Source organism: Deinococcus apachensis DSM 19763 (genome assembly GCF_000381345.1).
GTDB lineage: Bacteria > Deinococcota > Deinococci > Deinococcales > Deinococcaceae > Deinococcus > Deinococcus apachensis.
Genome location: NZ_KB906399.1, coordinates 27056 through 39861, shown reverse-complemented (window position 1 = coordinate 39861; position 12806 = coordinate 27056). Strand labels below are relative to the sequence as shown.

Annotated in this window: 12 protein-coding genes and 1 pseudogene; 5 read left to right on the top strand and 8 right to left on the bottom strand. The window is 67.3% G+C overall.

Annotated elements, in window-relative coordinates:
- Window positions 1-89: 89 nt before the first annotated feature.
- Entirely contained in the window at window positions 90-656 is a 567-nt protein-coding gene (hpf, locus tag F784_RS0104720; RefSeq protein ID WP_019585558.1) for a ribosome hibernation-promoting factor, HPF/YfiA family, read from the bottom strand.
- 423 nt (window positions 657-1079) lie between these two features.
- Between hpf and F784_RS0104710 the strand changes: the two genes are divergently transcribed.
- Window positions 1080-2000: a nucleoside hydrolase gene (locus tag F784_RS0104710; RefSeq protein ID WP_019585556.1), complete on the top strand. Its 921-nt coding sequence runs from the start codon at window positions 1080-1082 to the stop codon at window positions 1998-2000.
- Window positions 2001-2045: 45 nt separating this feature from the next.
- Here the strand turns inward: F784_RS0104710 and F784_RS0104705 are convergent, their stop codons facing one another.
- Window positions 2046-2804 carry an SDR family oxidoreductase gene (locus F784_RS0104705; RefSeq protein ID WP_019585555.1) on the bottom strand — a complete coding sequence of 253 codons (759 nt, stop codon included), beginning with the start codon at window positions 2802-2804 and terminating at the stop codon, window positions 2046-2048.
- Between the two features lie 93 nt (window positions 2805-2897).
- On the opposite strand from F784_RS0104705, the gene F784_RS0104700 reads away from it, so the two are divergent.
- Complete coding sequence (locus F784_RS0104700; RefSeq protein ID WP_040382465.1) at window positions 2898-3299, top strand: winged helix-turn-helix transcriptional regulator; 402 nt, start codon at window positions 2898-2900, stop codon at window positions 3297-3299.
- 451 nt (window positions 3300-3750) lie between these two features.
- On the opposite strand, the gene F784_RS0104695 is transcribed toward F784_RS0104700, so the two are convergent.
- Together F784_RS0104695 and F784_RS0104690 are read right to left on the bottom strand one after the other, a co-directional pair.
- Window positions 3751-4953 (bottom strand): acyl-CoA dehydrogenase family protein, encoded by a 1203-nt coding sequence (locus F784_RS0104695; RefSeq protein WP_019585553.1) that lies wholly within the window; start codon window positions 4951-4953, stop codon window positions 3751-3753.
- Between the two features lie 193 nt (window positions 4954-5146).
- A complete protein-coding gene (locus tag F784_RS0104690; RefSeq protein ID WP_019585552.1) occupies window positions 5147-6829 on the bottom strand; it encodes an acyl-CoA carboxylase subunit beta in 1683 nt (560 codons plus the stop codon).
- 100 nt (window positions 6830-6929) lie between these two features.
- On the opposite strand from F784_RS0104690, the gene F784_RS0104685 reads away from it, so the two are divergent.
- Complete coding sequence (locus F784_RS0104685; protein ID WP_019585551.1) at window positions 6930-8273, top strand: cytochrome P450; 1344 nt, start codon at window positions 6930-6932, stop codon at window positions 8271-8273.
- Window positions 8274-8325: 52 nt separating this feature from the next.
- On the opposite strand, the gene F784_RS0104680 is transcribed toward F784_RS0104685, so the two are convergent.
- On the bottom strand, window positions 8326-8955 hold the full coding sequence (locus F784_RS0104680) for a CoA transferase subunit B (protein WP_026332271.1): 630 nt from the start codon (window positions 8953-8955) through the stop codon (window positions 8326-8328).
- Window positions 8956-8958: 3 nt separating this feature from the next.
- The gene (locus F784_RS0104675) at window positions 8959-9693 is read right to left on the bottom strand and encodes a CoA transferase subunit A (protein WP_019585549.1); all 735 of its coding nucleotides are present in this window, start codon (window positions 9691-9693) and stop codon (window positions 8959-8961) included.
- 207 nt (window positions 9694-9900) lie between these two features.
- On the opposite strand from F784_RS0104675, the gene F784_RS0104670 reads away from it, so the two are divergent.
- A complete protein-coding gene (locus tag F784_RS0104670; RefSeq protein ID WP_019585548.1) occupies window positions 9901-10968 on the top strand; it encodes an SGNH/GDSL hydrolase family protein in 1068 nt (355 codons plus the stop codon).
- Between the two features lie 40 nt (window positions 10969-11008).
- Here the strand turns inward: F784_RS0104670 and F784_RS26555 are convergent.
- A pseudogene (locus F784_RS26555) lies at window positions 11009-11380 on the bottom strand (Imm7 family immunity protein); the annotation flags it as partial.
- Between the two features lie 17 nt (window positions 11381-11397).
- Entirely contained in the window at window positions 11398-12138 is a 741-nt protein-coding gene (locus tag F784_RS0104660; RefSeq protein WP_026332270.1) for an alpha/beta hydrolase family protein, read from the bottom strand.
- Window positions 12139-12241: 103 nt separating this feature from the next.
- Here F784_RS0104660 and F784_RS0104655 point away from each other — a divergent pair, with 103 nt between their 5' ends.
- Window positions 12242-12769 carry a pyridoxamine 5'-phosphate oxidase family protein gene (locus F784_RS0104655; RefSeq protein ID WP_019585545.1) on the top strand — a complete coding sequence of 176 codons (528 nt, stop codon included), beginning with the start codon at window positions 12242-12244 and terminating at the stop codon, window positions 12767-12769.
- Window positions 12770-12806: the final 37 nt, after the last annotated feature.

Here is a 12806-nt window from a genome sequence, read left to right as displayed (position 1 = left end):
CGTAGCAGATGCCGGGGGACAGGCGTCCCAATGCATGAGAAAGACGTGAGGGTGAGGGGGACAGTGCCCCCCCACCCCCGCGGCCTCCCTCAGCTTGGCTCGATCAGGCCGTAGTTCCCGTCGCGCCTGCGGTACACCACCGCGCAACTGTTCGTGTCCATGTTCTTGAAGACGTAGAAGTCGTGGCCCAGGGCCTCCATCTGGGTCACGGCGTCCTCGGGGCTCATGGGGCGCAGGCTGAAGCGCTTCTGGCGCACGATTTCGGGGCGGAACTCGGTCACCTCGTCGTCCACCCCGGCATTCACGTCCGCCTCCGCCAGGCCCACCTCGGGCTGGGGCGCGGCGTCCTGGCGGTGCTTGAGGTAACGGGTCTTGAACTTGCGAAGCTGGCGCTCCAGCACGTCGGAGACGCGGTCGATTGCCGCGTACATGTCTGCGTGGTGTTCCTCGGCCCGGATGATGCCGTTGGGCACATTGAGCTGGACCTCGACGCGGTTGCGCCGCCCGGCGTCGCGCACGTCCCGGACGGTCAGAATCACGCGCGCGTCGGTAATCTGGTCGCTGAAGCGGTCCAGGCGCGTGAGCTTCTCCTCCACGTAATCGCGCATCGCATCGGTGACGTCCACGTTCCGGCCTGACAGCTGATAAATATGCACGGCTTCACCTCTTTCCGTTTCTCCGGGGCCAGAGCTCAGGGGAGTTGGGCCCGGGAGTTCACTCTAGGGTCCACGTCAGGTGAAAGTCAGGCGAATGGTCCACAGCGAACCCTCACGCGCAGGGGTATGGTGGAGGAGTTGGGCTGCCTTTTCGCCGGAGACGCCAGAAAAACGCCCACCCGGGCGGGGTGGACGGGAAAAGGTGGAGGAGGTGGCCCGGTCAGCGACGGTCGCGCACGCGGACGGGAATGGGCACCGGCTGGGGTTGGGGCGCGCCCTTGAGCGCCTCCCGCAGCCAGTCTATGAACTCACGCAGGCCCTTCATGACTCCAGTGTAGTGGCCTCTTCCTGACGCGGATGGCACAAAGCTTACGGTCAATTTATCCAGGCCAGTTAAGGGATGAAACAATACCCGCCATGCCTATGAACGTCATCCTTGACGGCGACCCCGGCCACGACGACGCCGTGAACTTTCTGCTTGCCTTGGCAAGCCCGGAACTGCGAGTGCTGGGCCTGACCACCGTGTTCGGCAACGTGGGACTCAACCGCACCACCCGTAACGCGCTGATCGTGCGCGAACTCGCCGGGGCGAACGTGCCGGTCCATCGGGGCGCGGGCCGCCCGCTTGTCGTGCCGCCCATCAGCGCTGAACTCGTGCATGGGGAGAGCGGGCTCGACGGCCCGCACCTGCCCACGCCGAGCCGTGGTCTGGAGGACGAACATGCCGTCCACTTCCTGATCCGGGCCGTGCGCGAGCATCCGGGCGACGTGACGCTGGTGCCCACCGGCCCGCTCACCAATGTCGCCCTGGCCCTGCGCCTCGCCCCCGATATCGCGCCGCTGATCCGGCGGGTCGTCTGGATGGGAGGCTCCACCGACACCGGCAACTGGACGCCCGCTGCCGAGTTCAACGCCCTGGCCGACCCCCACGCCGCCCACATCGTCTTCACCTCCGGCGTGCCCCTCACCATGATCGGCCTGAACGCCTCGCATCAGGCCATCGCACACCCGGCCCGTGTGGCGGCCTTTCGCGCCCTGGGCACCGAGGTCGGCGAGTTCGTAGCCGTGCTGCTGGAGTTCTTCGCCGAGCACCACCGCGTGCGCTACGGCTGGGAGGGTGGAGCCCTGCACGACCCCCTCACCGTGGCCTGGCTGCTGCGCCCCGAACTCTTCAGGACACCCCCCATGCACGTGGAGATCGACCTGACGGAAGGCCCCAGCCGGGGGCGCACTGTCGCGGACGTGTGGGGCGTGACCGGCAAGGCCCCCAACGCCGAGGTGATGACCGATGTGGACGCGGACGGCTTTTTCGCGCTGCTGGTGGAGCGGGTGGGGAAATACTAGAGCTTCGGCCTTCTCGTCGGGTGGGGCGGCCCCGTCCGCAGGCCCTCAATGGGTCGAGCTGGCGTCGTTGAACTGCCGGAAAAAGGCCGGGTAATTCCCCCCCGCTTCGGCAAAGCGCAGCGGCCTGACCCGCTCCACCAGAATCTCGGTCGCGTCGGGAGAGGAATCGAGGATTGCCATCACCTCGTCGATAAAATCCCTCAGGGGCATGGCGTTAGGATCACTTGCCTGCCCGGGTCCCATCAATTCCGTCTGCACGTAGGGCGGGATCAGTTCGATCACCTGGACGGACGTGTCCCTGAGCTGATGGCGCAGCGATTGCGTGTAGGAGTGGACGGCGGCTTTCGTCGCGCTGTAGGTCGGGGTCGCCGCCAGCGGCAGAAACGCGAGCCCGGACGAGACAGTGATGATCGCCGCGTGCGGCTGGGCCAGAAGGTGCGGCAGCAGCGCCGCGGTCAGGCGAATGGGACCCAGCAGATTCGTCGCCACTGTCGCCTCGGCATCATCCAGTGAGCTGTCCTGAATGGCCTCGGCGCGCATGATGCCCGCGTTGTGGATGACCACGTTCAGGGCCGGGTGGTCCAGCTTGAGTTGTTCCGCGAAATCGCGTATCGCGTCCGCGTCTTCGATATCGAGGACCGCCGATTCCATACCGGGATTGGCCGCCGTGACTTCATCGAGCACCTGCTGGCGGCGCCCCGCGATGACGACCTGATTACCGCGGCCATGAAACGCCTCGGCCAGCGCCCGTCCAATCCCAGAACCCCCGCCCGTAATCAGGATGGTATTGCCGCTCACTTGCATAGTGTTCCTCCTGACTGGGAGGATAGGTCCTCCACTTACTAAAGGGAAGTAGGCACCCGAAAGTGCCATACTGAATCGAAGGAGAGTGACGTGATGTACGGCATAAAGGAGGACCACAGCACCCGGCCCGAGCAGGCCGATCCCGAGTTGGACGCCCTCGTCCGGGAGATCATCGGGAGGGTGGCCGATAAATGGACGATGCTCATTCTGGAGACCCTGGAGGAGCACGGACGCTTGCGCTTCACACGCCTGGGTGAGCTCGTGGGGGACATCAGCCAGAAGATGCTGACCAAGACCGTGCGCCAGATGGAGGCGGACGGGCTGGTGGTCCGCACCGTGTACCCGGTAATTCCGCCCCGGGTGGAGTACGAACTTACCGACATGGGCCGGAGCCTGAGCGCCGCCTTCTGTGGGGTCTGGCTGTGGGCCGAGCAGCACCGGGAGGCAATCATGGAGGCGCGGCGGGCTTCTCAGGGGCGCGACGAGGCGTCTTAAACCGCAGTTGGAAAACTGTTCCTGCAAATCTATTTGAAGAGTTATGCCGAGTTCTCTTTGGGAGGGCGTTGGGAGGCGGCTCCATTGGAAACGGAGTTTGAGAGGCAGGGCGTCTTGGGTCAATTTGCCCACACCCCCAGCCCCTACCTCCCCAGGGAGCAGGGGAGCTTGTCACTGCGCCAGGCAAGGTTCCTACCCATCGCGCCCGTGGTCGCTCTTCTCAGCCCGCACTGTTTGATCTTGCTGTTCTCTCAGTCACCAGCCCACCGTCTCGCTGCGCGAGCAAGGCGGGGTGAAGGCCATGCGAGAGCGAGGCACGTGCAGGAATCGGCCGTTCACAGGAGAGGGTTTTGAGAAGCCACAGCTTTCGCCCTTTTGAACTCTTGTGGAGGTTGGAGAAACGGAAGGGGGCGGGGCACCCTCCATCGCCCCGCCCCCTTCCCTTTGCTTCTTACTCCGCGAACCGCTTCATCACGTCGCGGCTGATGACCAGGCGCTGCACCTCGTCCGTTCCTTCCCCGATGCGGGTCAGGCGGTTGTCGCGCCAGAAGCGCTCAACGGGGTATTCCTTGATGTAGCCGTAGCCGCCGAGCATCTGGATCGCCTCGTCACAGGCGTGGACTCCGGCCGTCGTGGCGAACAACTTGGCGCGGGCGACGGCCACGGTGAAGTTCTGCCCCGCGTCCTTGAGGTCGGCGGCCTTGCGGATCAGCAGGCGGGCGGCCTCAAGCTGGGTGTCCAGGTCGGCCAGGCGGAAGGCGATGTCCTGGTTGTGGGCGATGGGCTTGCCGAACTGCTCGCGCTCCAGGGTGTACTTCGAGGCGTACTCGAAAGCGGCACGGCCCAGCCCCAATCCCATCGCCGCGATTCCGACACGGCCACCGTCCAGCACCCGCATCACGTCCTTGAAGGCGTTGCCACGCTCGCCCAGCAGCGCGTCGGCGGGGAGGTGGATGTCCTCGAAGATGAGCTGCGCCGTGTCGCTGCTCCGCAGGCCCAGCTTGTCCTCCTTGCGGCCGATGGAGAAACCCGTCACCTCGTCGCGGTTGAAGACGAAGGCGCTGATGCCGTCGTTCTTGCCCTTGCCGGGGCGGGGCGGATCGGTGCGCGCGAGGATGACGTAGGTGCCGCCCACACTGCCCTGGGTGATGAAGTTCTTGGAGCCGTTGAGAATCCACGACCCGTTCGGCTGCTCCACCGCCCGCGTCTGAAGGCCGCCGCTGTCGGAGCCGCTGCCCGGCTCGGTCAGGCCCCACGCCCCCAGCTTCCTGGCGGAGGCCAGGTCGGGGAGGAACTTACGCTTCTGCTCCTCCGTGCCGCCGACCAGGATGTGCCCCTGGCACAGCGAGTTGTGCGAGGCGACGGTGAGGCACAGCGAGCCGTCCACCGCCGCAACCTCCTCGATGATCATGGCAAAGGTGGCGGTGTCGAGCCCCGCCCCGCCGTACTCCTCGGGCGTCTGGGCGCCCATAATGCCCATCTCGCCGAGTTCGCGGACGATCTCGAAGGGAAATTCGCCCGTCTGGTCACGCTCGGCAGCCCCCGGCTCCACCCGGTTCTTCAGGAAGCTCTTGAGGGCGCCGACGATCGCGCGCTGGTCGTCGTTCATGGGAGAGACGTTGGGGCTGACGGGACGGTCAAGGGTGCTGGTCATGGGGAGCCTCCTGGAGAAGGGGAATTGAGGGCTTTTTTCTCCTCCCTCTTGAGGGGGGAGGCCGGGTGGGGGTGAACCGTCGCGCCCTCCCGGCGGGGTTTGAATGGGTGGCAGGGCGTCTTGAAACAGCTTGAGTGGCTCACACGCCCCCTCACCCCGGCCCTCTCCCACGAGGGGAGAGGGATTACAGGCACTACACCTGGAACACGCCCACGCGGAACTCCTCCTGCTCGGGGTTCTGCGCGCAGGCTTCCAGGGCGCGAATCAGGCGGTCACGGGTGTCATTCGGGGGAATGATCTCGTCCACCCAAAGGCGGGCGGCGGCGTAGCGGGGGTCGAGTTCGGTGTCGTACTTGGCCTTGACCTCCTCGTACAGGCGGGCAAGTTCCTCGTCGTCGGGGGGGTGGCCCTGCCGCTTGAGGGCCGCAACCTGGATATCGAGCAGCGTCTTGGCCGCCGCGTTGCCGCTCATGACGGCGTACTTGGCGCTGGGCCAGGCGAAGAGGAAGCGCGGCGCGTACGCCTTGCCGTTCATGGCGTAGTTGCCCGCGCCGAACGACCCACCCGTGATGATGGTGATTTTCGGGACAACGGAGTTCGACACGGCATTCACCAGCTTCGCGCCCCGGCGGATGATGCCCTCCTGCTCGGAGTCGCGGCCCACCATAAAGCCGGTCACGTCACTCAGGAACACCAGCGGCACGCCCGCTTGATTGGCGTCGAGGATGAAGCGGGCGGCCTTGTCGGCGGAGTCGCCGTAGATCACGCCGCCGACCTCGATGCGGGTGCGCAGGCCGGGCTCGCCGCCACTCTTGAGCTTCTTCTTGATGACCGTCCGCTGGTTCGCCACGAAGCCCACCGGGTAACCGCCCACCCGCCCGAAGCCACACACCAGCGTCTCGCCGTACTCGGCCTTGAACTCGTGGAACTCGCCGCCGTCGGTCAGGGCGGTGATGAGGTCGCGCACGTCGTACGTCTTGGCGCCGTCAAAGCCGACGAGTTCGGTGAGGTCGCGGCTCTCCGGCTCGCGCACCTCCGCCCGGCGTCTGGCCCAGGGCGCCACCTCTCCCGGTGCGTAGAGGTCCGCGAGCGCGCGAATCCGCCGCAGCGCCGCCTCGTCGTCGGGCTCGCGGTAGTCCACCGTTCCGGCAATCCCGGCGTGCATGGCCGCGCCGCCCAACTCCTCCGAGTCCACAACCTGCCCGATGGCGGCCTTCACGAGGGCGGGACCCGCGAGGTACAGGCCCGAGCCCTCGGTCATGATCAGCGTGTCGCACATGACGGGGAGATAGGCGCCGCCCGCCACGCAGTTCCCCATGATCGCGGCAATCTGCGGAATCCCCTTCGCGCTCATCCGGGCGTTGAGGTAGAACACCCGCCCGAAGTCATCCTGGTCCGGGAAAATCTCGTCCTGCATGGGCAGGTACACGCCCGCCGAGTCCACCAGGTACACCACGGGCAGCCGATTTTCGAGCGCGATGGTCTGCGCCCGGATCACCTTCTTGGCCGTGATCGGGAAGAACGCCCCCGCCTTCACCGTCGCGTCGTTGGCGATGATCATCCACGGGCGGCCCGCGATGGTGCCGACACCGGTGACCGTGCCGCCGCTGGGGCAGCCGCCCACGTCCTCGTACATGCCGTACCCGGCGAAGGTCATCAGCTCGTCGAACACGCTGCTGGGGTCGATCAGGCGGCCAACGCGCTCACGGGCCGTCAGGCGTTGTTTCTCGTGCTGGCGCTGCTGGGCCTTGGGGCCTCCACCCGCCCGCACACGGGCCTGATCGGCGGCGAGGCGCGCGAGGGCGTCCGCCCAGGCATCCTGGGGAGGGACCTTGCCATTGGAGGGCGCCGGGGCGCGGGTGTCAGGCTGGGTCATCTGTAGTCCCAGTCTAACAAACGGTCGTTAGGGGTGTGAGGGGGACGGGCAGCCCAGCATAGATGGACGCCCGGCCCAGTTCCCACGCGATAATGCCGACATGACCCAGAGTTCAGGTTGGCCGGACGGCCCACGCGGACACCCCCTGCTCGGCCACCTGTCCGAGCTGCGGCGGGATGCCCTCGGGTTCCTGCGGCACACCCGCGCCGCCTACGGGGACGTGTTCCCCATTCGCTTCGGCCCGCGCGAGGTGCTGGCCGTGGCGGAGCCCGGCGCTGCCCGCGAGGTGCTCGTGACCAAGGCCGCCAGCTTCCGCAAGGGGCGCGGCATCCAGAAGATGGAGCCGTTCCTGGGCACCGGCCTCCTCACCTCGGAGGGCGAGGTCTGGCGCAGGCACCGCCGCCTGATGCAGCCCGCCTTCCACCGGTCGGCCTTGGAGAGCATGGCGGAGGACATCGTGCGGGCGACCGATCCGCTGCTGGAGCGGCTGAACGAGGCGGCGCGGTCGGGGGAACCGGTCAGCGTCGCCTCCGAGATGCTGCACGTCACCCTGCGCGCAGTCGCGGCGGTCCTGTTCGGCACAGCGCTGGCCGAGGAGGACCTGCGGGTGGTTGAGCGCGAGTTGCCGCCCCTGTTGGAAAGCACGACGAACCGGGTGCGGTCGGTGGTGGACTGGGATCTGCCGACGCCCGCCCGCTTTCGGGAAAAGGCGGCCGAGCGGGCGCTCGACGGCATCGTAAACCGCATCATCCGTGAGCGCCGCGCGGCGGGCGGGGAGGGGCGGGACCTGCTGGGAATGCTGCTCGCCGCCCGCGACGAGGAGGGCGGGGGTGGCCTGACCGACGCCGAGCTGCGCGACGAGGTGATGACCCTCTTCCTTGCGGGGCACGAGACGACGGCCACGCTCCTCACCTTCCTGTTCCTCAGCCTTTCGCGTCACCCGGAGGCGCGGGAGCGGGCACAGGCGGAGGTGCGGGAGGTGCTGGGGGACCGTACGCCCACCGCCGCCGACACCCGCCATCTCCCCTACCTGAACGCCTGCATCCAGGAGACGCTGCGCCTGTACCCGCCCGCCTGGCTGGTGCCCCGGCAGGCAACCCAGCCCGTGACGGTCGCGGGCGTGCCCCTGGCCGAGGGGACGAACGTCAGCGTGAACATCTTCCTGCTGCAACGCAACGCCCGGTACTGGCCGCAGCCGGACGCCTTCCAGCCCGAGCGATGGCTCCGGGGCGAGCGCACGCCCGACGCCTTCATGCCCTTCGGGGCGGGGGCACGCATGTGCATCGGCAACCACCTCGCCCTGCTGGAGGCGGCCCTTATCGCCGCGCTGGTGCTGAGGGAGTACACGCTGGACGTGCCGGGCGGCGGTCCCGCCAGCCTGGTCGCGGGCGTGACCCTCAAGCCGGACGGGCCGGTGCTGGCGGAGGTGCGAGCCCTGTCCTAGCAGGAGGGGGGCGCTGGACGATCAGCCTCTTGTTCAGCACCCCCTGCCCAGTTCAGCTCTGAATCTCCGCTCCCGTCTTCGCCCGCACTTCGTCCAGCGAGACTCCGGGCGCGAGTTCGACGAGCTTCAGGCCGTCCGGCGTCACGTCCAGCACGCCGAGGTCGGTGATGATGCGGTCCACCACGCGCTGGCCGGTGAGCGGCAGGGTGCATTCGTGGAGGATCTTGTGCGCGTCCCCCTTCGCCACATGCTCCATCAGCACGACGACGCGCTGCACGCCCGCCACAAGGTCCATCGCGCCGCCCATGCCCTTGACCATCTTGCCGGGGATCATCCAGTTCGCCAGGTCGCCCTTCTCCGACACCTGCATCGCGCCCAGGATGGCGAGGTTCACGTGTCCGCCGCGGATCATGGCGAAGCTCTCGGCGCTGGAGAAGAAGCTCGCGCCGGGCAGGGCCGTCACCGTCTGCTTGCCCGCGTTGATCAGGTCGGGGTCCACCTCGTCCTCGGTGGGAAAGGGGCCGATGCCCAGCAGGCCGTTCTCCGATTGCAGCCATACCGAGACGCCCTCGGGGATGTGGTTGGCGACCAGGGTGGGCAGGCCGATGCCCAAGTTCACGTAGTAGCCGTCCCGCAATTCCTGCGCGGCGCGGCGGGCCATCTCATCTCGACTCCAGGGCATGACTCAGACCTCCTCTCCGGCGGCGGATGAGGCTCCCGCCTCCACCTTCCGAACGGTGCGCTGCTCGATGCGCTTCTCGGGCTGCGGGTTGAGCACGACGCGCTGCACGTAGATGCCCGGCGTGTCGATCTGGTCGGGGTCGAGTTCGCCGATCTCCACGATTTCCTCCACCTCGGCGACGGTCACCCGGCCACAGGTGGCGGCGAGCGGGTTGAAGTTCTGCGCCGTCTTGCGGTACACGAGGTTGCCCGCGCGGTCGGCCTTCCACGCCTTGACCAGCGCCACGTCCGCCCGAATGCCACGCTCCATGATGTAGGTCTCGCCGTCGAAGTCCTTGTGCTCCTTGCCCTCGGCGACCAGGGTGCCCACGCCCGTTTTCGTGTAGAAGCCGGGAATTCCCGCGCCACCTGCCCGCATCCGCTCGGCCAGGGTGCCCTGCGGCGTGAATTCAAGTTCCAGTTCTCCGGCGAGGTACTGGCGCTCGAACTCCTTGTTCTCGCCGACGTAGGAAGAAATCATCTTCCGAATCTGGCGGGTCTGGAGGAGCAGACCCAGGCCCCAGCCGTCCACGCCCGCGTTGTTGCTCACGGCGGTGAGGTCCTTCACCCCGCTGTCTCTCAGCGCGAGGATGAGCTGTTCGGGAATGCCGCACAGGCCGAAGCCCCCCACGGCCACCGTCTGTCCGTCCTGCACCACGTCTTGCAGCGCCTCCGCGGCGCTCGAATACTCCTTGTTCATGTCGGCTCTACTGTAACGGCCCCCCGTCACAAACGATGAACAGCAACAGCGGGAGACGATCGGATGGTCGTAAGGGGGGCGAGTGGCGGCGCCTGCCGATGCTCCTCGGTCAGGGAGTAAACACACATTCCAGCCCCCGGAAACAGGTGTGAACTCAGGGGAAGCTCTTCCGCAGCAGTTCACGGCCTCTCCCCGAAAGGTGGTCCCATGAAGCGAATCCTGCCCCTCGCCCTGCTGCTGCTCGGTGCCTGCGCCCCCATGCGGACGGCGCACACCCCGCGCCCGGACGCCACGCCGTTTACCCGCTACGTCGCCCTGGGGGACAGCATCACCGCTGGGTTCCAGTCGGGCGGGCTGAAGGCGGAGTCGCAGCGGGCGGCGTACCCGCACCGGCTGGGCGAGCGGGCGAGGCTGGACGTGCCCATGCCGGAGGTGCAGGACCCCGGCTGTCCTCCCCCGGTGGGCGTGAAGGGAGAGAAGAACTGCACGCTGCGTCAGCCGGGCATCGTGTCGCCCGTGGTCGCGGTGCCCGGCGCGAAGGTCAGCGACGTGCTGAACAGCACCGACACCCAGGTCACCGACCCGGACCCACAACTGTACGACGCCGACCTCTACCGGGCGATCCTGGGGCCGGGCACCACCCAGCTCCAGGCAGCGCTGGCCCGCAAACCGCTGTTCGTCACCGTCTGGATCGGCAACAACGACGTTCTGCTGCCCACCCTGCGCGGACGGCCCGATCAGGCCACGCCACTGGACCGCTTCCGCGCCGACTACACGACCCTGGTGGACCGGTTGCTGGCCGGGGGTGTTCAGCACCTCGTGGTGATGACCGTGCCGGACGTGACGCGGGTGCCCGCGCTGATCCCGGTGCGCCAGCTTCGCCTGGCCGGAGTGGTGGACGACAGTTGCCGGGGTCAGGACGTGTATTTCGGCAGCGTGGTGGTGGCCCGGGCGAGCAAGGAGTCCCCCCTGTCCTGCAATGCCCCCGAGGCGTTGACCGCCGCCGAGTACCGGCAGGCCCAGGGCATCGTGGATGGGTACAACGCCGCCATCCGCGAGATCGCCGACGCCCGGGGTGTGCCCGTCTTCGACGTGACCCGCGTGCTCGATATGCTGCCGGGGTGGCCCCTGATCCCCACGGCGGCCTCCCCCTTCGGGCGGTCCTTCAGCCTCGACGGCGTGCATCCGAGCAACTTCGCGCACCAGCGCTTCGCCCGAGAACTCGCCGTGTTCATGAACCAGCAGTTCGGAACGGGTTTGGATACGCGGCCCTGAGGAGGGTTGCTCTAATTCCTTACTCCGGTTCTGGCAGCCACTAGTCCTCGATGGTCGGGATGATCGGAGACAGGAACGGGTCCGAGTGGTCAGCGAGACGACCCCGGGTCATGACGCGGACCTTGAAATCGTTGTTGCCCTCCTCCGGGTCGCGCCAGTACATCACTCCGTAGGAGCCCGGGGCGTCTTCCCCCACGGCCAGGAGCAATTCGTCCAGTTCCGCGCCGACAATGCCCCTCCGGTTCTTGTTGCCGTGCAGGAACAGAAAATACGTTCCATTCATGGGGCGGACCTCTGCCGAAAGGTTCCCCTCCCACTCCAGTCGTCTGATGCATTCCCGAAGGCGCGAGACGATGCCCCACATCCCCTGGTCGTCAGGCTCATACGCCGAGTCCCGGACCGCGAACCAGCCGTGGAACTCGAACGCCCCTACCCCCCCGTCAAAAACCGCGCCGTTTCCCGGTACAGCATCTCGACCGCTTCCAGCGAATCGAAGGTGTGGTTGGCACCGGGAATGGCGATGGCGTCACAGCCGAGGGCCTGGGCATAACGGACCCCGTGGACAGGGGGCACGACTGGGTCGGCGTCGCCGTGAAAGACCCGGGCCACGCCACTCCAGCGCGCGGCGGCCTCCAGCGGTTTCATGCGCGGCATCTCCAGCAGGAACTCGCGGCTCAGGGGCCAGCCGCCGTGGTCGAGGATGACGGGAGGCGCGAAGCCCCCGCGCAGGTAGGAGAGCCACAATTCCGGCAGGGCGGGCGCCCACAGGGCGAGGCGGTGGGGCCGCACCCGCTCGGCGGCGAGGGCTGCGACGAGCCCGCCCATCGAGAAGCCCAGGAGCATCACCCGTTCGGGGTCGATCAGGGGCAGGCCGCGCACGTACTCGAAGGCGGCCTCCACGTCCTCGACTTCGCGGGCCACGGTCATCTCACTGAATTCACCCTCCGACTCTCCGCTGCCCCGGAAGTCGAAGCGCAGGGAGGCCACCCCGTGCGCCGAGAGGTAACGCGACAGCAGGGGAAAGAGGCGGTGGGGCTCAATGCGGTTGCCGGTAAAGCCGTGCAGCATGACGACCGAGGGCCAGCCGCGCGCGGGCCGCTCGCCTTCGGGGACATGCACCATGCCGTAGACCCGCTGACCGCCGACCGTGAACTGGGCAAACTGTTCCATGCGGGTGATGATGGCAGAGGTGAGAGCATGGGCGGCCAACGCCTAACCTCCGCTCAAAATGCCCTCCGGCGAGCGCGACTACACTGCCCGGGAAGGAGGCGACATGACCGAGCCGCAACACGTCGACGATCCGCAGGAGGCCGCCCGACTCCTCGCCGAGAAGATCAGGGGCGTCCGCTTCGCCACATTCACGACCGTCTCCGCCGACGGCAGCCTGCACGGGCGGCCGATGGCGACCCAGGAAGCCGAGTTCAGCGGCGAGCTGTGGTTTTTCACCTACCGTGACAGCCACAAGGTTGGGGATATACGGCTGAATCCGCAGGTCAACCTGGGCTACAACAACCCCGACAAGAACCTGTGGGTGAACGTGACAGGTATCGCCGAGCAGGTGGACGACCGCGCCAAGATGCAGGAACTGTGGGAGCCGCCCCTCAAGGCCTTCTTCCCCGACGGGGTGGACGACCCCAACCTGACGCTGCTGAGGGTCACGCCACAGCGGGCCGAATACTGGGACGGCCCGGCGAGTGGCATCGGCAAGGTGGTCGCCTTCGCCAAGACGCTCGCCAGCGGGGGCAAGACACCTCCCGGCAAGGACGTCAAGCTAGACCTTGAAGGGCAGGAAGGGCAGTAGGAGGAAGCAGAAGGCGGAGGGCTCGTGCGATAAGCCC

Excerpts from the sequence above, each read along its gene's own strand:
- F784_RS0104680 (WP_026332271.1), bottom strand. The coding sequence starts at position 8,955 with ATGCCCTGGAGTCGAGATGAGATGGCCCGCCGCGCCGCGCAGGAATTG.
- F784_RS0104695 (WP_019585553.1), bottom strand. The coding sequence starts at position 4,953 with ATGACCAGCACCCTTGACCGTCCCGTCAGCCCCAACGTCTCTCCCATG.
- F784_RS0104685 (WP_019585551.1), top strand. The coding sequence starts at position 6,930 with ATGACCCAGAGTTCAGGTTGGCCGGACGGCCCACGCGGACACCCCCTG.
- F784_RS0104690 (WP_019585552.1), bottom strand. The coding sequence starts at position 6,829 with ATGACCCAGCCTGACACCCGCGCCCCGGCGCCCTCCAATGGCAAGGTC.
- F784_RS0104700 (WP_040382465.1), top strand. The coding sequence starts at position 2,898 with ATGTACGGCATAAAGGAGGACCACAGCACCCGGCCCGAGCAGGCCGAT.
- F784_RS0104710 (WP_019585556.1), top strand. The coding sequence starts at position 1,080 with ATGAACGTCATCCTTGACGGCGACCCCGGCCACGACGACGCCGTGAAC.
- F784_RS0104675 (WP_019585549.1), bottom strand. The coding sequence starts at position 9,693 with ATGAACAAGGAGTATTCGAGCGCCGCGGAGGCGCTGCAAGACGTGGTG.
- F784_RS0104660 (WP_026332270.1), bottom strand. The coding sequence starts at position 12,138 with ATGGAACAGTTTGCCCAGTTCACGGTCGGCGGTCAGCGGGTCTACGGC.
- F784_RS0104655 (WP_019585545.1), top strand. The coding sequence starts at position 12,242 with ATGACCGAGCCGCAACACGTCGACGATCCGCAGGAGGCCGCCCGACTC.
- F784_RS0104705 (WP_019585555.1), bottom strand. The coding sequence starts at position 2,804 with ATGCAAGTGAGCGGCAATACCATCCTGATTACGGGCGGGGGTTCTGGG.
- F784_RS0104670 (WP_019585548.1), top strand. The coding sequence starts at position 9,901 with ATGAAGCGAATCCTGCCCCTCGCCCTGCTGCTGCTCGGTGCCTGCGCC.